The sequence below is a fragment of the Streptomyces sp. NPDC001828 genome (assembly GCF_042892175.1).
Classification (GTDB): Bacteria; Actinomycetota; Actinomycetes; order Streptomycetales; family Streptomycetaceae; genus Streptomyces.
This window is the reverse complement of the sequence record NZ_JBIATV010000005.1, coordinates 23,585-43,935: the sequence shown is the minus strand read 5'-3', so window position 1 is coordinate 43,935 and position 20,351 is coordinate 23,585. Positions and strand designations below refer to the sequence as shown.

General features: G+C 71.2%; 14 protein-coding genes, 1 tRNA gene and 1 pseudogene. 8 read left to right on the top strand and 8 right to left on the bottom strand.

The window, feature by feature from the left end; translation table 11 throughout:
- Window positions 1–55 precede the first annotated feature (55 nt).
- Window positions 56–4,363 carry a molybdopterin-dependent oxidoreductase gene (locus ACFYZA_RS16550; RefSeq protein WP_388491077.1) on the bottom strand — a complete coding sequence of 1,436 codons (4,308 nt, stop codon included), beginning with the start codon at window positions 4,361–4,363 and terminating at the stop codon, window positions 56–58.
- Between the two features lie 228 nt (window positions 4,364–4,591).
- On the opposite strand from ACFYZA_RS16550, the gene ACFYZA_RS16545 reads away from it, so the two are divergent.
- Entirely contained in the window at window positions 4,592–5,257 is a 666-nt protein-coding gene (locus ACFYZA_RS16545) for an HAD family hydrolase (RefSeq protein ID WP_388491075.1), read from the top strand.
- Here ACFYZA_RS16545 and ACFYZA_RS16540 read toward each other — a convergent pair.
- Window positions 5,238–6,497: pseudogene (locus tag ACFYZA_RS16540) on the bottom strand (transcriptional regulator). The gene ACFYZA_RS16545 and the pseudogene ACFYZA_RS16540 sit on opposite strands and share 20 nt — an antisense overlap.
- Window positions 6,498–6,863: 366 nt before the next feature.
- Between ACFYZA_RS16540 and ACFYZA_RS16535 the strand changes: the two are divergent.
- Both ACFYZA_RS16535 and ACFYZA_RS16530 read left to right on the top strand, forming a co-directional pair.
- The gene (locus ACFYZA_RS16535; RefSeq protein WP_388491073.1) at window positions 6,864–7,352 is read left to right on the top strand and encodes a hypothetical protein; all 489 of its coding nucleotides are present in this window, start codon (window positions 6,864–6,866) and stop codon (window positions 7,350–7,352) included.
- Entirely contained in the window at window positions 7,349–7,576 is a 228-nt protein-coding gene (locus ACFYZA_RS16530; RefSeq protein ID WP_388491071.1) for a hypothetical protein, read from the top strand. The genes ACFYZA_RS16535 and ACFYZA_RS16530 overlap by 4 nt, the downstream gene beginning before the upstream one ends.
- 271 nt (window positions 7,577–7,847) lie before the next feature.
- On the opposite strand, the gene ACFYZA_RS16525 is transcribed toward ACFYZA_RS16530, so the two are convergent.
- From ACFYZA_RS16525 to ACFYZA_RS16510, 4 genes are all read right to left on the bottom strand, one after another.
- Window positions 7,848–8,675 (bottom strand): helix-turn-helix domain-containing protein, encoded by an 828-nt coding sequence (locus ACFYZA_RS16525; protein ID WP_388491069.1) that lies wholly within the window; start codon window positions 8,673–8,675, stop codon window positions 7,848–7,850.
- 11 nt (window positions 8,676–8,686) lie between these two features.
- Complete coding sequence (locus ACFYZA_RS16520) at window positions 8,687–8,947, bottom strand: hypothetical protein (protein WP_388491067.1); 261 nt, start codon at window positions 8,945–8,947, stop codon at window positions 8,687–8,689.
- 931 nt (window positions 8,948–9,878) lie between these two features.
- Window positions 9,879–9,954, bottom strand: a tRNA-Arg gene (locus ACFYZA_RS16515).
- A gap of 253 nt (window positions 9,955–10,207) precedes the next feature.
- On the bottom strand, window positions 10,208–11,524 hold the full coding sequence (locus tag ACFYZA_RS16510; RefSeq protein WP_388491065.1) for an Ig-like domain-containing protein: 1,317 nt from the start codon (window positions 11,522–11,524) through the stop codon (window positions 10,208–10,210).
- 145 nt (window positions 11,525–11,669) lie between these two features.
- Between ACFYZA_RS16510 and ACFYZA_RS16505 the strand changes: the two genes are divergently transcribed.
- Window positions 11,670–12,869, top strand: coding sequence for an LCP family protein (locus ACFYZA_RS16505; RefSeq protein WP_388491062.1), 1,200 nt, complete (start codon window positions 11,670–11,672; stop codon window positions 12,867–12,869).
- A gap of 314 nt (window positions 12,870–13,183) precedes the next feature.
- Window positions 13,184–14,854: a class I adenylate-forming enzyme family protein gene (locus tag ACFYZA_RS16500; RefSeq protein ID WP_388491530.1), complete on the top strand. Its 1,671-nt coding sequence runs from the start codon at window positions 13,184–13,186 to the stop codon at window positions 14,852–14,854.
- Between the two features lie 78 nt (window positions 14,855–14,932).
- On the opposite strand, the gene ACFYZA_RS16495 is transcribed toward ACFYZA_RS16500, so the two are convergent.
- A complete protein-coding gene (locus ACFYZA_RS16495) occupies window positions 14,933–16,240 on the bottom strand; it encodes a M6 family metalloprotease domain-containing protein (RefSeq protein ID WP_388491527.1) in 1,308 nt (435 codons plus the stop codon).
- Window positions 16,241–16,575: 335 nt separating this feature from the next.
- Between ACFYZA_RS16495 and ACFYZA_RS16490 the strand changes: the two genes are divergently transcribed.
- Complete coding sequence (locus tag ACFYZA_RS16490; RefSeq protein WP_382581772.1) at window positions 16,576–17,232, top strand: TetR/AcrR family transcriptional regulator; 657 nt, start codon at window positions 16,576–16,578, stop codon at window positions 17,230–17,232.
- Window positions 17,233–17,337: 105 nt separating this feature from the next.
- Window positions 17,338–18,882, top strand: coding sequence for an MFS transporter (locus tag ACFYZA_RS16485; RefSeq protein WP_388491059.1), 1,545 nt, complete (start codon window positions 17,338–17,340; stop codon window positions 18,880–18,882).
- Between the two features lie 48 nt (window positions 18,883–18,930).
- Here ACFYZA_RS16485 and ACFYZA_RS16480 read toward each other — a convergent pair whose 3' ends face one another.
- Window positions 18,931–19,422, bottom strand: a complete 492-nt coding sequence (locus tag ACFYZA_RS16480) for a MarR family winged helix-turn-helix transcriptional regulator (RefSeq protein WP_382581766.1) — start codon at window positions 19,420–19,422, stop codon at window positions 18,931–18,933.
- A 109-nt stretch (window positions 19,423–19,531) separates the two neighbouring features.
- Between ACFYZA_RS16480 and ACFYZA_RS16475 the strand changes: the two genes are divergently transcribed.
- Window positions 19,532–20,317: a dioxygenase gene (locus ACFYZA_RS16475; RefSeq protein WP_388491055.1), complete on the top strand. Its 786-nt coding sequence runs from the start codon at window positions 19,532–19,534 to the stop codon at window positions 20,315–20,317.
- Window positions 20,318–20,351: the final 34 nt, after the last annotated feature.

Below are 20,351 nucleotides of genomic sequence, written 5' to 3'. Positions count from 1 at the left end.
CGCGCGCCCGGATACCGGCCGGCCCGGATACCGGCCGGCCCGGACAGCGCCCCGTTCAGTAGACGTCCCGGACATAGCGCTTGTCCGTGGCCAGGCGCCGGACGTAGGCCGCGGCCTCGTCCTCGGGCAGGCCGCCGTGCAGCGCCACGATGTCCTGGAGCGCACGGTCGACGTCCTTGGCCATGCGGGACGCGTCGCCGCAGACGTAGAAGTGGGCCCCGTCCTGGAGCCACTGCCACAGGCGCGGCCCGTGTTCGCGCATGCGGTCCTGGACGTAGACCTTGTTGCGCTGGTCGCGCGAGAAGGCCAGGTCGAGCCGGGTGAGGTGACCGGAGGCCGCGTACGCCTCCAGGTCCTCGCGGTAGTAGAAGTCCGTGGCCGCGCGCTGTTCGCCGAAGAAGAGCCAGTTGGGGCCGGTGTGGCCGCGCGCCCGACGGTCTTCGAGGAAGCCGATGAAGGGGGCCACACCGGTGCCGGGGCCGACCATGATCATGGGCGTGCCGGGGTCGGCGGGCGGACGGAAGTGCGCGGAGCGCCGCACGAAGACCTGCACCGGGCCGTCGTCCGCGCAGTCGGCCAGATAGGTCGAGCACACGCCCTTGCGGTCGCGCCCGAGGTCGTTGGCGTAGCGGACGACGGAGACGGTCAGGCGGACCTCGCCCGGGTGGGCCAGCGGGCTGGACGAGACGGAGTACAGGCGGGGTTGCAGCCGCTTGAGCACGCCGGTCCAGTCCGCCGCGGTCGCGCGCACCGGGTACGCCCCGGCCACGTCGGCCGCCTGGCGGCCCCAACTCCACTTCGCCAGCGCGTCCTTGTTGTCCGGGCGCAGCAGCCGCTTCAGGTCATGGGCGCCGGTGCGCTCGACGATGAACCTGAGCAGGTCGGTGGAGGTCCGGGCGAGGTCGAGGCGGGTGCGCAATGCCTCTTCGAAGGGAAGGCGCAGGCTCTCGCCCGGCTCGCCGGCCTCCACCGGCTCCTCGGGGTCGAGGCCGGTGAGGGCGAGCCACTCCGCGACCAGGCCCGGGCTGTTGACCGGCCAGACGCCGAGGGCGTCCCCCGCCTCGTAGGCGAGTTCGCCGCCCCGGGTGTCCAGGGCGAACTGCCGCACCTCCTTGTGTGAACCGGGCAGGCTGAGCAGCCTGTTGCCGACCAGGAGCGTGGCGAACGGCGAGGCCTTCGTGTACGCGGTCCCCCGCGCGGCCGGTGCCGTCCCGGCGGGCGTGGCCTCGGCGAGTGCGGCCGCGACTTCACCGAGCCAGCGCTCGGCGGCCTCGGCGTAGTCGGGTTCGCAGTCGGTACGGGGGAGAAGGCGGGCGGCGCCGAGCTCGCCGAGGCGCTGGTCGATGCGGCGGCCGTGGCCGCAGAAGTCGGCGTAGGAGGAGTCGCCGAACGCGAGCACCGCGTACCGGATCCCGTCGAGCCGGGCCGCTTCCGGGGCGGCGAGCGCCTGCCAGAAGTCGGCCCCGTTGTCGGGGGCGTCGCCGTCGCCGAACGTACTGGTGACGACCAGCACGTCCGGGGCGGGCCCGGTGGTGAGGTGGGCGGGTGTCGCCTCGGCCATGGGGAGCAGTTCGGGCGCGCGGCCCGGCTCGGCGAGACGTGCGGCGACGGCAGCGGCGAACACCTCCGCGTTGCCGGTCTGCGAGGCCCACAGGATGAGCAGCCGCCGGGCCGGTGCCGACGGCGCCGATGGCTCCGGGGCGGCGCTCGTCCGCGCGCCGGTCCGCGAGAACATGCCGGCCAGCACGCCGTCGACCCACAGCGCGCGGTCCGGCGCGATGGGCGCGTCGGGCGGCAGTACGGGGACGCGTCCGTCGGGCGGGGCGAGCGCGAGCCCGGCGAGAAGGCCGGACAGGTAGTGCCGCTCCGACTCGGTGAGCGGGGTGGGGGCGGCATCGGAGACCCCGAACAGACGCCGCAGGGGTTCCAGTTGGGGCGGCGCGGGCTCCGCCTCCGAAACCGTGGTCGCCCCCGGTCCTTCCGGTGCGGTGGGGATGGGCGCGGTGGTCCGGGCCAGGGCGACGGCGCACACCTTGAACTCCGGCTGGAACGAGATCGGATCGACCGCGTCGTTGGTGACCGCGTTGACGCTGAGGTACTCGCCGAACAGGTCGTTCCAGTGGAACGGGGCGAAGCATTCGCCCGGCCGCACCCGGTCGGTGAGCACGGCGGGCAGCACGGCCCGCCCGCGCCGCGAGGTGACCTCCAGATGGTCGCCCCGCGCGATGCCGAGGGCGGCGGCGTCCTCGGGGTGGACCTCGACGAACGGGCCCGGGTCGAGCTTGTTGAGCTTGGCGACCTTCCCCGTCTTGGTCAGGGTGTGCCACTGGTGCTGGAGGCGGCCGGTGTTGAGGGTGAACGGGTAGTCGTGGTCCGGGAGTTCGGCCGCCGGGAGGTGCGGCCGGGCGAAGAACTGGGCGCGCCCGCTCGCGGTGGGGAAGGCCAGCCGGGGGCGGGTGCCGTCCGGGCGCTCGAGGAGGGTCTGGCTGACCCCGTCGTTGACGTACCGGACCGGATTGCGGTCCGGCCCGTCGACGCTCGGCGCCGGCCACTGGACGGGCGTGGTGCGCAGCCGCTCGTACGTGACGCCCCGCAGGTCCCAGCCGGTCTTGGGGTTCCAGGCCTGCTTGAGCTCCTCGAAGACCTCCTCGGAAGAGGCGTATGTGAACCCGTCGGCGAACCCCATGGCGCAAGCGACCCGAGCGATCAACTGCCAGTCGGGCAGTGCTTGTTGCGGCGGCGCGACACGGGCCTGACTGAGTGTCAGATTACGCTCGGAATTGACCATGACCCCTTCGGACTCGGCCCAGAGGGTCGCGGGCAGCACGACATCGGCGTAGGCGTTGGTCTCGGTCCCGGCGAACACGTCCTGGGTGACGACGAGTTCGGCCGCTTCGAGGCCGGCGATGACGGTCCGGCGGTTGGCGACGGAGGCGACCGGATTGGTGCAGATGATCCAGCAGGCCTTGATGTCCCCGGCGGCGAGCCGCTCGAACATCTCGACGGTGCCGCCCGCGACGTCCGCGCGCAGGGTGCCCGCGGGTATGTTCCACAGCTTCTCGACGTAGGCGCGCTCGGCGTCGACGAGCACCGAGCGCTGGCCGGGCAGGCCCGGGCCCATGTAGCCCATCTCGCGCCCGCCCATGGCGTTGGGCTGCCCGGTCAGCGAGAAGGGACCGGCGCCGGGGCGGCAGATGGCGCCGGTGGCGAGGTGCAGGTTGACCAGGGCGTTGGTGTTCCAGGTGCCGTGGGTGGACTGGTTGAGCCCCATGGTCCAGCAGCTCATCCACGCGCCGGCCTCGCCGATCCAGCGTGCCGCCCGCCGGATGTCGTCCTCCGCGAGACCGGTGATCTCGGCGACCCGGTCCGGCGGGTAGTCCGCGAGGAAGCCGGGCATGTCCGCCCAGCCGTCGGTGAACTCGGCGATGAAGGCGTCGTCGGTGTGCCCGTTCGCGACGAGCAGGTGCAGCAGTCCGTTGAGCAGGGCGAGGTCGGTGCCGGGCCGTATCTGGAGGAAGAGGTCGGCCTTGTCGGCGGTGGCGGTGCGCCGGGGGTCGACGACGATGAGCCTGGCCCCGGCCGACTTCACCCGGTCCATCATGCGCAGGAAGAGGATCGGGTGGCAGTCGGCCATGTTGGCGCCGATGACGAGGAACGCGTCCGCGCGGTCGAAGTCCTGGTACGAGCCGGGAGGGCCGTCCGCCCCCAGCGACAGTTTGTAGCCGGAGGCGGCGGAGGCCATGCACAGACGGGAGTTGGACTCGATGTGCTTCGTCCGCACGAACCCCTTGGCCAGCTTGTTCGCCAGGTACTGCGCCTCCAGGGACATCTGGCCCGAGACGTAGAAGGACAGCGCGTCGGGGCCGTGCGCGTCGAGGACGGCCCGCAGCCGCCCGGCGACGACCGCGACGGCGTCGTCGACGTCGGCCTCGACCGCGCGGCCGCCGCGCTCACCCCGCACGAGAGCCCGCCCGAGCCGCCCGGACGCGGCCATCATGTCCGCGCTGGTAGCCCCCTTGGTGCACAGCCGCCCGAAGTTGGCGGGGTGGGCTTTGTCGCCGGAGACCTTGATGGCGTGGCTGGGGGCGGGGGCGGCTTCGCGTGGTGCGGGGGTGGTGGGCGGGGTGGTGCCGCCGGGCACGCCGCCGGCTTGGCGTGGCACGGGGGTGGTGGGCGACGTGGTGTCGCCGGGCACGCCGCCGGTTTGGCGTGGTGCGGGGGTGGTGGGCCGGATGGCATCCCCGCGTACCTCGCCGGCCGCACGCGGCCCGTCCGGGCCCCGCCGCACGTCGAGCACGATCCCGCACCCGACCCCGCAGTACGAACAGACCGTACGCACCCCACCGCCGTCCACGTCCACCACAACCCCGCTCCCGACCGACCCGGCCCGCCCGACACCGCCAACCAGCACCCAGCACCCAGCACCTTAGAAACCCCGGATTACCCCGCCGTCACGGGCCGGGCGGGCGGGGGGTTACGCGGGGCGCACGGGGGTGGGGTGGGGGGTGTGAGGTGGGGTGCCGGTGGATGGGGCGCGCGTCCCCCCAGAGCTGTCGAGCAGCCCCCGCTCAGCACGGCCTAGGATCCGGCCATGACGATTCGCGCGGTGGTGTTCGATGTCGGCGAGTGCCTCGTGGACGAGACTCGCGAGTACGGCACATGGGCCGACTGGCTCGGCGTGCCCCGCCACACCTTCGCCGCCATGTTCGGCGCCGTCATCGCCCAGGGACGCGACTACCGCGAGACCTTCCAGGAGTTCCGGCCCGGCTTCGATCTGTACGAGCAACGTCAGGCCCGCGCGGACGCCGGCCGGCCCGAGCACTTCGACGAGAGCGACCTTTACCCCGACGTCCGCCCAGCACTCGCGCAGCTCCGCGCCGACGGCCTGTGGCTCGGCATCGCCGGGAACCAGACCGTACGCGCGGGCGGAATTCTCCGAGACCTGTTCACCGAGGACGTCGACCTGATCGGCACCTCGGACGACTGGGGCGCCAGCAAGCCCGACATCGAGTTCTTCCACCGCGTGGCCGAGGTCGTGCCGTTCGCCACGCACGAGATCCTTTACGTCGGCGACCGCGTCGACAACGACCTCCGCCCGGGTGCAGAGGCGGGCATGCGTACCGCGCTCATTCGGCGCGGGCCGTGGGCCACGATCCAGTGGAACACCGTGGAAGCCCGAAGCCTGCCGACCATGCGAATCGGCAGCCTCGCCGAACTCCCCGAGCTGATCGCGAAGTTCAACGCGTCAGAGCGCTGACCGTCGTCGTCCACCCGTACAACTGGTCGTCGAGGTCCCGGACGCACTGCTCGTGCTGGTGCGGCGCCAGCGCGCGCCGCACCTCGCGGATCCGGTCCATCCCGGTGGCGTACCACGTGACCGTCAACTGAGCGAGCGCGAGCGACGCATACCGACATGCCTCTTCGGGCTGCCCGGCCGCCGCCTCCACCGCGGCGAGGTCGCCGAGGATCACCGTGCGTTGCTTGTCCGACTCGGTCGGCAGGTCTTCCAGGACCCGGCTCAGGGTCTCGCGCGCCTGCGGCAAGTGCCCCGCTTTCAACTGGGTGTTGCCCTTGAACGCGGCAAGACGCGCCGCGCTGAACCAGTCCAGCCAATCCGGCGAGGCGTGTTCCGTGCCTGCGGCGAGGACATCCTCGCCGTGCCCAATCAGGTGCAGCGCGGTGCGCGTGTTCCCGCACCGGGTCTCGCACTCCGCCTCGACGGCGTCCAGCCAGGCAAGGAGTTCCGCGCTGGCCGGCCCGCGCCGCGCGTAGGTCCGTGCCGCGACCATCCGCTCGGCCGCCTTCTCCCGCTCGCCCACCCACCCCGGGATGAACGCCGTGTGGGCGAGTACGGCCGCGCCGAGGAGGGGGTCATCTGCCTCTCCGGCGGCCTGGAGGGCGCGTAGGAGAGTGGCCTCGGCGGAGTCGGGCTCACGCAGATCGAAGAACTCGACGCGGCCGGCGAGAAGGTAACTCTCGGCGAGCGCCACGGCGACGGTCCTGCGGGTTTCTCCGGCCGTCTCGGCGAGCAGCGCGCAGCCGAGTCGGGCGTGAGCGAGGACTGAGGGGTGCAGCTCGGAGGACGCGACGGACCAGTACATGCGACGGTGTGATCGGGTGACGGCGGTGAAGTCGGCGGCGACGGTGGCGGGTTGCATAGTCGCTTGTCCCTGCGCCTGCGCGGGAACGGCAGCCAGTCCGAGGGCAGCGACAGCCCCGCCCACAACGAGGCGCCGCGAGGGATCCGGGCGTGCCTCGTCGCGGCCGTCGGGCGCGGTGAACCCGAGAGCCCGCATGTCCAGGCCGAGCAGGCGGGTGAGCGCGCGTTGGCAATCCGGGTGTGGCCAGGTCGGGTTGGACTACTCCCAGCGCCTCAACTGCCGGGCGCCGACCGACAGGCCGAGCTTTGTGAGGCCATCGGCGAGGGCTTGTTGCGAGTTGTATCCGGCCGCCACGCGGGCGGCTCGAAGACGTGTGTTTCCGACGGAGCGCGGCATGGTTCACCTCCGGTGCGTTGATGCCCACCCAGTGTCGTCATAGGTCCCGTCGACAGCTAGGCCTAACCCGGATGAGTTCATGGAAGCCCGCTTTACCGGCGGCGAAAGCCCTCTGAAAGTCCTCGTGTTGGGGTGGCATCGGCCCCACTCTGGTGTCCCCACTCAGCCGGTGGAGGGAGCGAGCCAGCTCGCTCACCATCCCGCCTGCCCGCCGAGCACAAGGGCCCAGTCCCCACTGGCGAATCTGCCCGATCGCCCCCGACCGCCACGAACCGGCGCCCCGAGCCGGCGGCCTTGTGCGCCGCCATCGAGGACGCCCTCGACACCCGCATTCGGAAACCCTCCCCCCTCGGGACAGGAGCTCTCGTGAACACCCCTACCGAAGCCGCGCTGCAGCACGAAGCAGTCGTGACGTGGCTTGCCAGTAGCCTCAGTCGTCCGTCCGACGCACGAAGGCAGTGGGCGGACTTCCACCTCGCTGTCCTCGCACTGGGGAGCCGCTTCTCCGCCGTCCGCCTCGCCGATGACCTCGTGTACGCCGTGGCAGGCCGGGGGACCGCAAACGATGCCCTCCGCAACCTGCGAGGTCCGGTTATCCACGACATGCGGGGCCGCCGCTTCTACGCCCTGGTGCCGCCTTCTCCACCCCCACCGAGCCTCGGCCCGTACGCCGCACACCTCGGACTCGGCCACTTCGTCGGCGTGCCCCGCGTAGGTGACAACGTGCCGGGCGAACGTCTCGCGAGCTACTGGGCCGTGCCCATGCCCACCCCAGGGGCCCTGTGCGATCCGCTCCGTCTCGCCGAGCTGATCGAAGCGGGCACCGCCGTCCTCGGAATGGAGGCCACGGCATGAAGCTCTGGGACTACGTCGTGTACGAACCGGAGGGCCGGACCGGGCTCATCACGCTCGACATGGACGACCTGAAGCGGGTGGCCTTCCTGCGGCCGTCCCTGGCAGGCCAGTTGAGCGAGGCAACGGTCCGAACCAGCGACCTGAAACCGGCCTCGGTCAAGCAGATGGAATCCGCCCGTGCCGCGGGGCTGACCCGAGAGTCGCAGCGGAGCTTCCGACGTTGAAGCAGGCGTGGGAGCTGCTGCCCGGCAGTAGGCCCACCAAACGCGGGGCACGAACTGGCCGCACACCGCGCTTTCCGACGCACTATCGGCACGGCCGGGCCCCGGCCGCCACGCGCAGCCGGGGCTCGTTCGTGTGCCATTCCCAGGGTCATCCCCTGAGCACGTGCGGAGACTGGGATCAACTCCGCAATTTGAGTGATCGTTGAACGGCTTGCGGCCCGTCTACGCCCACGCGTACCCGGACGGCCGGGTACAGGCTTACCGGCCGCTCCTATCCGGCCAACGTCCCCAACAGCTCGATTCTCAGCTGGTCCCACAGGCTGCTGTCCAGCTCGAGCTGTTGCGGAGCCGCTCGTGGTACGCGGCTCTGCCGTTTCCTCCGCGCTTCGCTCGCGATATCGATCTGCCCGACTCGCCGCCGAAGGTCGTCTGCCTGCCGGATGGTCAGGCCGTGTGGCGGCATGTATTCCGATCTCGGCGAGGCTTGCTCCATCCTCCTCCAAGAATTCCTCTCGACCCTGGCCAAGTCGGTCTGACGGTCACGTTGACGTGCCCGCGACCAGGCCTGTTTCCATTGAGTCCACTCCGCTTCGGGCACATCGCAGGCTCGTAGGAAGCCCTGGAGCTGAGCCTCGCTGTGGGGAACTGTCTGCCTGGTGACAATGCGATGGGCACTGCTACGCGGGAGTACTCCGTATTCGCCGGCCTTCTCCTGCATCTTGTGCGTCGAGGGCGACCCGGCCCGGCGATAGAGGTCAACGAGCGCGACACCCAGATCGGCGATGTCTCGGATCATCCTCGGTCGAGGGACTCCGCCCTTCGTGCGGAGGCTCCTCGTTTCCGTGTAGCGTGCTTGCTTCCACATCTGCTCAGCGACGTCAGTAGAGGCGCTGCAGGCCTCTGCGTAGGCCAGGACGACGGGCAGCTTGGGCACCTTCTTGCCGTCCGCGGCGCGCTGAAGGGTTGCCGGACTGAAGCCGGTGCGCGCTGACATCTCTCGATAGCCGATACCTGCTTGAGCCCGGTAGTGCCTCAACCATTTCCCCAGTGCGGTTAGAGGGACAGTGGTCAGAGCGACGGGGAGTTCGGGACGTCCCATGGGTCGGCGCCTCAGACGGCAGGTGCGACTGCGGACAGCCTGCGCACCAGAGTCCAGGCGCCTCGTCCGACGCCGGTCCGCGTCAGAGTGACGGTGACTCCCGCGATGAGACCAGTACTGCCCAGCAGCTGCACCACGGTGACGGCCGGAAAGCCGGCGAGGAGCAGGGTGCCGCCCATCAGGACGACAACGATGACGACGGTGGCTTCCGGGGTGTGCAGGCGGCGTGGCGCGGGGGTCTCGACGCAGCCGACGGCAGGGGTTTTGGGCACGGTGACCTCGGGTTCGTGATGGACCTGATGTCCGGCGGCGGTAGCCGCCGGACTCGGGTGCTGGCTCCAACTTCGTTCGCACCGCTAGCGGTTGGCGCCGCCGTATGCGATGCGTAGTGCGTATCCCTATGCTGACAGCACCTCAGGGCACACCGGTAACTCGAATGGGCTTACCCGTCGGTTTGATTCATCAGCGCTCATCAGTCATCAACTCGCTTTGTGTGAGGGACAGCTGTAGCTGCTTCTGGTGCCAAATCCCCTTATCCGGTCCGTGGCCAGCATGTGCACCATGCAGATTGTCCGCGTGCACGCTGGCTCTAGAGGTTTGATTCGCCACCGCCCCAATCGTGGTTGCACGCCTCGGCAAACGTGAGTCACGATCCGACCTGACCAGTTCGTAGACAGCTCGTCTACGAACTCTCGTCCCTGATGGCGTCTGGCTCCAACCACAGCTGAACAGGGAATCGCAGGCCCATGTTGGCGCGTGAGCCTGCCGGGAGGGGCCCACCAGCACTCGCGGGTGGGCCCCTCCCGCATGTTCGAGAAGCAACCCAAGGGGACGGCGTTGCCCTCTCGCGTCATGCGCCCGATGGCAGACCTGCCTGGGGTCTCTCGGCGTCCAGCCTTCGCGCCAGAGGGGCAGCGCCCTACTCGGCATGCGTGGGGCGACCAGCTGGGACCTGGGTGCTGCTGCTAGTCGACCTGACTGAGGAGCCGAGTGGATCTTCTTAGCCTCGGTCCAGTCGTCCGCATGCTGGGTGAAGTGGATCTCCTTCTTCGTGAGCGGGGCAAAGCCGGCGAGGACCCGTACCTGGAAGCCGACCCCGTGGGGGCGCTGTGCTTGCCCTGTCGCGGAACCTATTCGTGGCCACCAGCGCGGCCACAACGAACAGCGCGCCCACCTCGTAGAGGTAAGCGCGCTGGTCAGACATGGTGCCCCCGGCAGGATTCGAACCTGCGACACCCGCTTTAGGAGAGCGGTGCTCTATCCCCTGAGCTACGGAGGCGCGCTGCCAGTGGCAGACCTGGACAGGGTAGCGGATGTGGGGATGGGGGCGTGGGGCCAGGGGCGGGCGTGGGTGCGGGCGGGATGTCCGGGCCGCACCGCCGGGTGGGTCAGGGTGGCCGGGGCGCACCGCCGGGTGGGCGGGGGCGCGCCGCCGCATAGGCCCGGGCAGGGCCAGGCGGGTCGCGCCGCGGGCGGGGGCCCGGGACCGCATCCGCGCGGGATGGCCGGGCCGTGCTGCCGCGTGGGCCGGGTTATCCCGTCGTGGTGGTCGACGGGGAGGCGGTGGGCTGGGGCGGGGGCTGGGAGGGGGAGGGGGTGGGCTGCTCCGTTGTCCAGGTCGTCCAGGGGAGGTTCCAGCCGTTCAGGCCGTTGTCGGGGGCGACCGTGCCGCCGCCCGTGGAGTTCCGCACGATCACCACGTCGCCCAGGAGGGAGTTGGCGTAGAACCAGGCGCCGGGGGAGTCCGGGTCGGCGCCGCCCTGGGTGTCCTGGATGCCTATGCAGCCGTGGCTGGTGGCCGCGGTGCCGAACGTGGAGGGCGCGGCCCAGTAGTTGCCGTGGATGAACGTGCCGGAGTTGGTGAGGCGTTGGGCGTGCGGCACGTCGGGGATGTCGTACTCGTCGCCGAGGCCCACCGTGGTGCTGTTCATCTTGGTCTGCCGGTCCTGCTCGCTGATGACCATGGTGCCGTTGTACGTGGCGTACTGCGGCGAGCCGGTGGAGACGGGGAGCTTCCTGAGGACGGCCCCGTTCTGCTGGACGGTCATCGTCTGCGTGGCCGCGTCCACCGTGGAGATCTGCTCGCGGCCCACCGTGAAGGAGAACGTCCGGTCCTGAACTCCGTATATTCCCTTGGCCAGTTCGAGCCCGTCGAAGTCGAAGGACACGGTGACCTTGGAGCCGGGTTTCCAGAAGTCCTGGGGGCGGAAGTCGATGCGCTGCGTGCCGAACCAGTGGCCGGCCGCCTGCTGGCCGCCGGTCGAGGTGATCTTCACGGCGGATTCGACGGCCCTGCGGTCGGCGACGGGCTTGTCGAACTTGAACGACACCTCCATGCCGACGCCGACCGTGGAGGCGTCCTCGGGGGTGTAGAAGGCGACCGCCGAGTTGCTCGGGGAGACCGTCGTGAAGTGCGTGGTCCTGGTGGCGGTCCGCCCGTCCGGGTCCTTCGCCTGGGCGGTGAGGACGTACGCCGTGCCCCGGGTCAGGTTCGCCGAGGGGTGCCAGGCCGTGCGGGCGGGGTTCAGCTCGCCGGGTATCTCCCGGCCGCCTTGGGCCGTCAGGGTGACGGAGGTGAAGGTGCCCAGCGTGACGTTCGCCCCGACGTCCTTGACGCCGATGCCGACGTGGTCCGCGCCGTCCTGCGGTTTCGTGGTGATCAGCGCCTTGGACACCGTGGGGCTCGGGCTCGGCGCGTCCTTGCCGCCGCCGCCCGAGGTGCAGCCGGCCAGCGCCAGCGCGGCGGCGGCGCACAGGGCCAGGAGCGGGGCCATGCGGGGGCGGCCGCCCTTCGGGCGCGTGCGGGCCCGGCCCGGCGATCCCATCGACGCGTTCGACGTGGTCCTCACCTGGACGTCTCCCCTCTGGCGGCCCGTCGCCTCCAGTGCCCGTTATGCGGGGTTATGCACCTTTCTTGTAGTGTGCGGTAACGCCCTGTTTGTACGCATGCGGAGTTCTGGGTCGCCGATGGCCGCCGACGGACGGAGTCGAAGGATGACGCACGGACCTCGCTGGGGGCGGATACGCCGGATATCCCGGGTCCCCCGGGGCGCCCGGCCCGTCCGGCCGAAGACCCCGCGCCTGCGGCCCGTCCGGCCCGAGCCCGCACGGCTCGGGTACGCCCGCCCGAGCCCCGCCGCCCCGAACTCCGGTCGCCCGAGGCGCTCGCGGCCGCACATCCTGATCTGGTCGCTCGCCGGGATCCTGCTGCTCGCGGGCGGCGCGGCCGCGTACGCCTGGCACCGGCTGAACCACAACATCAGCAGCGTCGAGCTCGGCTCGCTGCTCACCCCGGCGGCCTCCGCCACCTCCGACCTCAACATCCTGGTCGTCGGCTCCGATTCGCGGGCCGGGAAGAACGCCTCGCGGGCGGGTGGCGGCGATGACGTCGGGCGCTCCGACACCACCTTGCTGCTGCACGTGTACGGCGGGCGCAAGAAGGCGGCGCTCGTCAGCATCCCGCGCGACACCATCGTGAACCGCCCCGCCTGCACCACCGCTTCCGGCCAGAAGCTGACGGCGCGCGAGGGGGTCATGTTCAACTCCGTGTACGAGACGGGCGGCGCCCGCTGCACGGTGGCCGCGGTCGAGTCGCTGAGCGGCGGACTGCGGGTCAACCACTACGTCGAGGTCGGCTTCAACGGCTTCGCGGAGCTGATGGACGCGGTCGGCGGCGCCGACGTGACCCTGGTCAAGCCCATCGACGACAAGGACAGCGGGCTCCATCTCCCGGCCGGGAAGCACCACTTGGACGGACAGCAGGCGCTCGACCTCGTCCGCACCCGGCACGGCGTGGGCAACGGCAGCGACCTCGGCCGGATCCAGCTCCAGCACCAGTTCCTGACGGCGCTGATCAGCAAGGTGGCCGGCCAGAACGTGCTCACCGATCCGGCGCGGCTCTTCACGGCCGCCGACGCCGCGACGAAGTCCCTGACCACCGACTCCTCCCTCGCGCGCGTCGACAGCCTCGCCTCGCTCGCGTACTCGATGAAGGGGCTCGGGGCGCAGAACGTCCAGATGGTCACCCTGCCGGCCCAGCTGGAGCAGGGGGACGAGGACCGCCTGGTGCCGGACGCGGCCAAGGGGGCGAAGCTCTGGGCCGCGCTGAAGGCGGACCGGGCGGTGCCGGGCGACGCGCTGACCGGCACGGCGTCGGGGCCGAACGGCATCGGCCAGGTCGTACGGCCTGGCTGACCACTGACCCCCGGAGCGGTTGCGTTCTACATCGACCTTGACCGGGGCGGGGTCGCGGCATAGCGTCGGGGAGCACTGGACTGAGCGAACGCTTAGGAGGGCTTCCCGTGGCGACGACAGGGGCGCAAGGCGGTGCGGCGGCACAGCCGGCCGGGCCGGGTGGGCCGCGACCGGGCGGGTCGCAGCCGGGTGGGCCCCAGTCGGATGCGCCGCAGCCCGGTGGGTCGCGGTCGGATGCGCCGCAATCGGGTGGGCCCCAGTCGGATGGACCCCAGTCGGATGGGCCGGGCGTCGAACCCGTCCGCGCCGAGGCGCTGCTCACCGCGCCGGGGGCGCCGTTCGCCGTCGTACGCGGCGAGGCGGGGGTCCTGGAGTACGCGACCGGGCCGCGCACCCTGCGCGAGTTCGTCGAGACGGTGTGGGCCTTCGGGGAGCGGCCCTTCCTGGTCGCCGAGAGCGGCGGCTACTCCTACGGGGAGTTCCTCGCCGCCTCCTGCGCGCTGGCCCGGCGCCTCGTCGACGTCTACGGGCTGCGCCCTGGCGATCGTGCCGCCATCGCCATGCGCAACCATCCGGAGTGGCAAGTCGCCTTCTGGGCGGCCCAGTTGGCGGGGCTCGTCGCGGTGCCGCTGAACGCGTGGTGGACGGCCGAGGAGTTCGCGTACGCCCTCGACGACTGCACCCCGCGCGTGCTGCTCGTCGACGGTGAGCGTCTTGAGCGGGTGGCCGGGTGGGCCCGGGCGCACGGTGTGCGGGGCATGGTCTTCCACCACGAGGGGATTAGGCGGGAGGACGGGCTGCCCGAGGGGTTCGAGCGGTTCGCCGACCTCGACGAGCTCACCTCGCCCGATCCGGCGGCCGGACCGCCCGACGTGGACGTCGTCCCGGACGCGGACGCCACCATCATCTACACCTCCGGCACCACCGGCCGCCCCAAGGGCGCCGTCGCCACGCAGCTCGCGCAGGCCGGGGCGGCCATGAACCCCCGCTTCCAGGCGGCCGCCTCGATGCTCGGACGCGGTGTCGTGCCGGGGCAGGGGCCCGCCCCCGTCACCCTCATGACCTTCCCCTTCTTCCACGTCGCCGCCTTCACCTCGGTGTACGCGGCGATGGCGGCGGGCGGCACGCTCGTCCTCATGCGCAAGTGGGACGCGGGCCGGGCCCTCGCGCTGATCCGCGAGCACGGGGTCACGCACTACGCCGGAGTGCCCGCGACCGCGCTCCAACTCCTGGACGCCGCCGAGGAGTCGGGGGACGCCCTGGAGAGCCTCGCCGCGCTCAACACCGGGGGTGCGGCGGCGCCGCCCGGGCTCGTCGGCGGCCTCACCGCGCGGCACGGCTCGCGCATCGAGCCGCGCAACGGGTACGGGCTGACCGAGACGAGCGGCGGAGTCCTTGCCAACTTCGGTGCGGAGTACCGGAGCTGGCCGGAGAGCGTGGGGCGGCCCACGCCGGTGACCGAGGTGCGCATCGCCGGGCCCGACGGGGCCCCGCTCGCCGACGGCGAGGTGGGGGAGCTGTGGCTGCGCGGCCAGTCACTGGTGCGCGGGTACTGGAACGATCCCGCCGGGACCGAACTCGCCTTCCAGGACGGGTGGTTCAGGACGGGCGACCTCGCGGTGCGGGATGCGGCGGGGCGGGTCGGGATCGTCGACCGGATCAAGGACATGGTCATCCGGGGCGGCGAGAACGTGTACTGCGTGGAGGTGGAGGGGGTGCTCCACGACCACCCCGCGGTGCTCGACGCGGCGGTGCTCGGGGTTCCGCATCCGGTGCTGGGGGAGGAGGTCGCGGCGGTGGTGCAGGTGCGGGCGGGGGCCGCGGTGTCCCCGGAGGAGCTCCGGGACCACGTTCGCGCGGTGCTGGCGGGGTTCAAGGTGCCGGCGCGGGTGGTTGTGGGGGAGGTTGCGCTGCCGCGGAACGCGACGGGGAAGGTGCTGAAGCGAGAGCTCCGGGATGTTTTCCCACCCTCCCCCAAGCTCTGAAGGAGCAGGGGGGACCCCCATCCCGTGACCCGGGGCTGGTTCGGTTCCGGGCGCGGTCCGGGTGGACCTGACGGGCCGTCAGGAGCGGGTCACCCGGATGTGATAGTTGCCCATCCCGTCCACCCCCGTCACCGCGACCCGCACCCCACTCGCCCGATCCACGAACGTCTCGCCCGTCGTGTACGGCGCGTCGGAGAGTTCGGCGTTGACGTTGGGGGTGCGGGTGCAGCCTCCCGTGTTGGGGGTGCTGTCGGAGACGTTGACCGGGCCCCGGCCGGTGTCGACCGTCGCGTCCACCCGGTAGATCAGCACCCCGGGTTTGCAGACCGCCTCGTCGTTGCCGGCCCGGGTGCGGACCTCCACCGCGAAGCCGCTGTCCTTCGACACCGGCACGAAGACCAGCTTCGGGCCGCCCTCCGTGGCCAGTGGGCTCAGGACGTACTGGCCGGTGCCGCCGCCCGTCACGCAGGACACCTGGCTGTTGTCGAGCCAGCCCAGCTTCCACTTGTGCCAGCCCAGCATGTCGTTGTTGGCGCCCCAGTCCTCGGACATGATGTCCCAGTGCCCGACGGCCCCGCCGCCCTGCGCGGTGTAGAGGTCGGGCAGGCCGAAGACGTGGCCGTTCTCGTGCGGCAGCACCCGGTAGCCGGTCTCGCCGTAGGAGCCGGAGCCGTCGTCCTGGCGGCTGTAGACGAACGAGGTGCTGGAGAGCGGGACCCCGTCGGCGTAGGGCGCGTCCTCGTTGCCGGAGAACGTCACCGACAGGACCGTGTCCAGTGCGGAGGGGCCCGCGTTCGGCGTGACCAGGACGTTCACCAGGTCGTACTGGGAGAAGTTCACCCGCGTCCCGGCCGCCGCGATCATGTCCTGGACCAGGCGGTGGTACCCGGGCTCGTAGGGGGAGCCGCGCTCGATCCCGTACGCCGCGAAGGACTTCGGCATCCGCAGCCAGTCCGTGATCGGGGCCTCGGGGCGGTAGTCGAGCCGGCCGTAGGAGGCGTTGCGGAACCAGTTGCTGGTCTGCGGGAAGAACTCCTTGTACCGGCTGAGCGCCGAGCCGGAGCCGACGGCGTCCGGGAAGTCGATCATGAGGGTGAGCGCCCGGACCATGCCGGTGGAGTGCGCGTAGCCGGGGGCGGTCGGCAGGCCCTCCGACATCTGGACGCCGAGGCCGGCCGGGATCCGGCAGGGGCCGAGCGGGGTCTCGCCGGTGGCGGACACCGGGCCGGCGGAGGCGCGGCTGGCGATCGACAGGGTGGTGGAACCGGTGGTCAGCGCCGCGAGCGCGACCGAGGCGAGAGCGGCGCCGAGAAGGCTGTTCCGGCGCCGGCCGCATATCCGGCGTCCTGGCGCCCGGGCCGGGCGGGACTGGCTGACGTCCTGCATGCGCACGCGCTCGCCTTCGGGGACGTGACAGCAGGCCGGTTCCTGGCTGCGCTCGTCTGATCACCCTGTGTCGGGCGTGTCGCGTGCGCTCGCTGAGTGGACCAAATGTGGGTTTTTCCGGATATCGAAGCCGCAGGTTGAACATGTGACCCAGGTCACATGACGCTCGGGAAATAACCGGGGAAGGTTTCCCCGTTTGAACCTTCGTCCCCGCTAAACGGGGAGTGCTTCCCCGCTTGGGTCAGGTCCCGGGCGGTGAACCGGTCACGTAAAACCGATTGCGTACACGACCGGCCCCCGACCAAGCTTGATCACGTACAAGAAGGAGCAGAGCCGTGCAGACTGCCGCCGCCTCCGTCGCCGCAGAGCCGCGTCGTGCCCCGCGCCCGCGGGCCGACGCCCTGCGCAACCGGGAGCGGATCATCGCCGCCGCGCGCGAGATGTTCGTCGAGTACGGCGCCGAGCGCCCGCTGGACGAGATCGCGCGCCGGGCCGGCGTCGGCAACGCCACGATCTACCGGCACTTCGCCGACCGTGCGGAGCTCATCACCAGCGTGGTGCTCTCCGTCATGGACCGGGTCTCGGCGCAGGCCGAGGCCGCCGCGGCCGAGGAGGCCGATCCCTTCGACGCGCTGCGCCGCTTCGTGCACGCGGCGGCCGACGAGCGGATCGGGGCGCTCTGCCCGATGCTCTCCGACACCTTCGACCAGGACCACGCCGAACTGAACGCGGCCCGCGAGCGCCTCGAACGCGACGTCGAGGGGCTGATGCGGCGGGCCCGCGCGGCAGGCAGGCTCCGCACCGACGTCGCCGTCGGCGACCTCATGGTCGCCCTCTCCCAGCTGACCAGGCCGCTGCCGGGCACGCCGTGCCCGAACATCGACCAGTTCGTCCACCGCCATCTGCAGCTGTTCCTCGACGGGCTTCAGGCCCCGGCGCGGTCCGAGCTGCCGGGCAGTGCGGCGACCCTCGACGACCTTCGGAAGAGTTGATCGCCCTCAATCCTCAACCGCCCTCAACTCCCCGTTAACACAACGTAGTTGCAGTTCCGATAGAACACTTTTCTCGGTAATCCGCGTCCCAAGGTGGCTACCCCCATGTCAAAAACAGTCGGTCTGGACAAGCCGGACCAGTTCTCCCTCGCCCCGGATCCCAGTCGCTGGAAGGCACTCGCCTTCATAGCCCTGGCCCAGCTGATGGTCGTCCTCGACGCGACCATCGTGAACATCGCGCTGCCCTCGGCGCAGCACGCGCTGCACATCAGTGACGCCAACAAGCAGTGGGTCATCACGGCCTACGCGCTGGCGTTCGGCGGGCTCCTCCTGTTCGGCGGGCGCATCGCCGACCTGTGGGGCCGCAAGCGCACCTTCGTCGTCGGTCTGCTCGGCTTCGCCGCGGCCTCCGCGCTCGGTGGCGCCGCCACCGGCGAGGCGATGCTGCTCGGCTCGCGCGCGCTCCAGGGTGCCTTCGGCGCACTGCTCGCGCCGGCCGCGCTCTCGCTGCTCGCGGTGATGTTCACCGACGCCAAGGAGCGCGCCAAGGCGTTCGGCATCTACGGTGCGATCGCCGGTGGCGGCGGCGCCGTGGGCCTGATCCTCGGCGGCTTCCTCACCGAGTACCTGAACTGGCGCTGGACCTTCTTCGTCAACATCCCGTTCGCGATCGTCGCGGCCGTCGGTGCCTACCTCGTCATCCGCGAGCCGGCCGGCACCCGCAACCGCTCGCCGCTCGACGTCCCCGGCGTGATCCTGTCGACCACCGGTCTCGTCGCCCTCGTCTACGGCTTCACCCGCGCCGAGTCGGCCGGCTGGTCGGACGCGCTGACCATCTCGATGTTCATCGCCTCCGCGGTGCTGCTCGCGACCTTCGTCGCCGTCGAGGCCAAGGTGCGGCACCCGCTGCTGCCCCTGCGCGTCATCACCAACCGCAACCGCGGTGGCGTCTACCTCTCGCTCGGCCTCGCGATCATCGCGATGTTCGGCCTGTTCCTCTTCCTCACCTACTACCTCCAGGTCGTGCAGGGCTTCTCGCCGGTCAAGACGGGCTTCGCGTTCCTGCCCATGATCGCGGGCATGATCACCGGCTCCACCCAGATCGGCGCCCGCCTGATGACCCGGGTCGCGCCGCGGCTCCTGATGGGCCCCGGCTTCCTGACCGCCGCCGTCGGCATGCTGCTGCTCACCCAGCTCGACATCAACACGTCGTACGCCGGTGTGATCCTGCCCGCGCAGATCCTGCTCGGCCTCGGCATGGGCACCGCCTTCATGCCCGCCATGTCGCTCGCCACCATCGGCGTCGAGCCGCGTGACGCGGGTGTCGCCTCCGCGATGGTCAACACCTCGCAGCAGGTCGGCGGCGCGATCGGCACGGCGCTGCTCAACACCATCGCCGCCTCGGCGACCACGGCCTACGTCACCGGACACATGGCCCTGGGCGCCACCAACCCCGAGCTCCTGAAGCTCCAGGCCATGGTGCACGGCTTCACCGCGGCCATCTGGTGGGCCGTAGGCATCCTGGCGGCCGCCGCCGTCATCGCCGTCACGCTCATCAACACCGGGCGCCCCGGCGGGACTTCGGTCACCGGACCGGGCACCGGCGAGGACGCCGAGGACGAGGTGCGCATCCCGGTGGTCGCGCACTGACCCCGCGGTAGCACCCCGGACGCACGACCTGCCCTGGCCCCGCTTCTCTCAGCGGAGCCAGGGCAGGTCGGCTTTGGCGTCGGTGGGCTGGAGGCCCTGCGCCATCACCCGCATGATCTCGCCGAGCTGGTCCACCTGGTCGGGGGACAGCCGGTCGAACATCGCCTGCCGTACGGCGGCCACATGCCCGGGCGCGGTCCGCTCCAGGACCCCGTAACCGGCGTCGGTCAGGATCGCGAGCTGGCCCCGCTTGTCGGAGGGGCAGTCCTCGCGCCTGATCCACCCGTTCTTCTCCAGGCGCGTCACCGCGTGCGAGAGCCGCGAGCGGGTGATCTTGGAGTTCTTGGCCAGCTCGGTCATCCGCATGCGGCGGCGCGGGGCCTGCGAGAGCTGCACGAGCAGCCCGTAATAGATGTGCGGCATCCCGGCGTCGCGCTGGAGCTGTCGGTCGAGGTGGTCTTCGAGGAGCCGGGTGGCGTGGAGGTAGGCGCGCCAGGTGCGCTGCTCCTCGTCGCTGAGCCAATTAGGTGCCGAGGTCATGCATCTACTGTACGGACACTTCTTGAAAGTTGAACTAGGTCGGGTTAGGCTGCCCCAGAAGCTTGAGAGTTCAAGCACCGTTTCCGTTCGAGCAACGTGAGAGTGCGCCATGACCGTCGCCCGCCCCGAGCGCATGCCCGCCCTCTACCTCTCGCACGGCGCCCCGCCGCTCGCCGACGACCCGCTGTGGCCCGCCGAGCTGGCGGCCTGGTCGGCGGAGCTGCCCCGGCCGACCGCCGTCCTCATGGTGTCCGCGCACTGGGAGGAGGCCCCGCTCGCGCTCGGCGCCACCGAGACCGTGCCCCTCGTGTACGACTTCCGGGGCTTCCCCGAGCGCTACTACCAGGTGCGCTACGCCGCGCCCGGCGCACCCCAACTCGCCGACTCCGTACGCAAGTTGCTGCGCGCACCCGGCGTGCCCGTGCAGGACGTCCCGGACCGCGGGCTCGACCACGGCGCGTACGTCCCGCTCGTCGAGATGTTCCCCGCCGCCGACATCCCGGTGCTCCAGATCTCCCTGCCGACGCTCGACCCGCGGCGCCTCTACGACATCGGCCGCACGCTGGCGCCGCTGCGGGACGAAGGCGTGCTGATCGTCGGCAGCGGCTTCTTCACCCACAACCTGGCCGCACTGCGCCACCCCGGCGGCCAAGTGCCCGGCTGGTCGGCCGAGTTCGACGACTGGGGCGCGCGGGCGCTCGCCGCCGCCGACGTGGACGCGCTGCTCGACTTCGAGCACAAGGCCCCGGCCGGGCGCCTCGCCCACCCCCGCACCGAGCACTTCGCCCCGCTGTTCGTGACGATGGGCGCGAGCGAGGGCGAGCCGGGCGGGGCGCGCAGCGTCATCGACGGGTTCTGGATGGGGCTCGCGAAGCGCTCGGTGCAGTACGGCTGAGGAAGGCTGAGGAAGGGTGAGGAAGGGTGAGGAA

Coding starts and splice junctions, on each gene's coding strand:
- ACFYZA_RS16545 (WP_388491075.1), top strand. CDS start 4,592: ATGACGATTCGCGCGGTGGTGTTCGATGTCGGCGAGTGCCTCGTGGAC.
- ACFYZA_RS16530 (WP_388491071.1), top strand. CDS start 7,349: ATGAAGCTCTGGGACTACGTCGTGTACGAACCGGAGGGCCGGACCGGG.
- ACFYZA_RS16525 (WP_388491069.1), bottom strand. CDS start 8,675: ATGGGACGTCCCGAACTCCCCGTCGCTCTGACCACTGTCCCTCTAACC.
- ACFYZA_RS16505 (WP_388491062.1), top strand. CDS start 11,670: ATGACGCACGGACCTCGCTGGGGGCGGATACGCCGGATATCCCGGGTC.
- ACFYZA_RS16495 (WP_388491527.1), bottom strand. CDS start 16,240: ATGCAGGACGTCAGCCAGTCCCGCCCGGCCCGGGCGCCAGGACGCCGG.
- ACFYZA_RS16485 (WP_388491059.1), top strand. CDS start 17,338: ATGTCAAAAACAGTCGGTCTGGACAAGCCGGACCAGTTCTCCCTCGCC.
- ACFYZA_RS16480 (WP_382581766.1), bottom strand. CDS start 19,422: ATGACCTCGGCACCTAATTGGCTCAGCGACGAGGAGCAGCGCACCTGG.
- ACFYZA_RS16475 (WP_388491055.1), top strand. CDS start 19,532: ATGACCGTCGCCCGCCCCGAGCGCATGCCCGCCCTCTACCTCTCGCAC.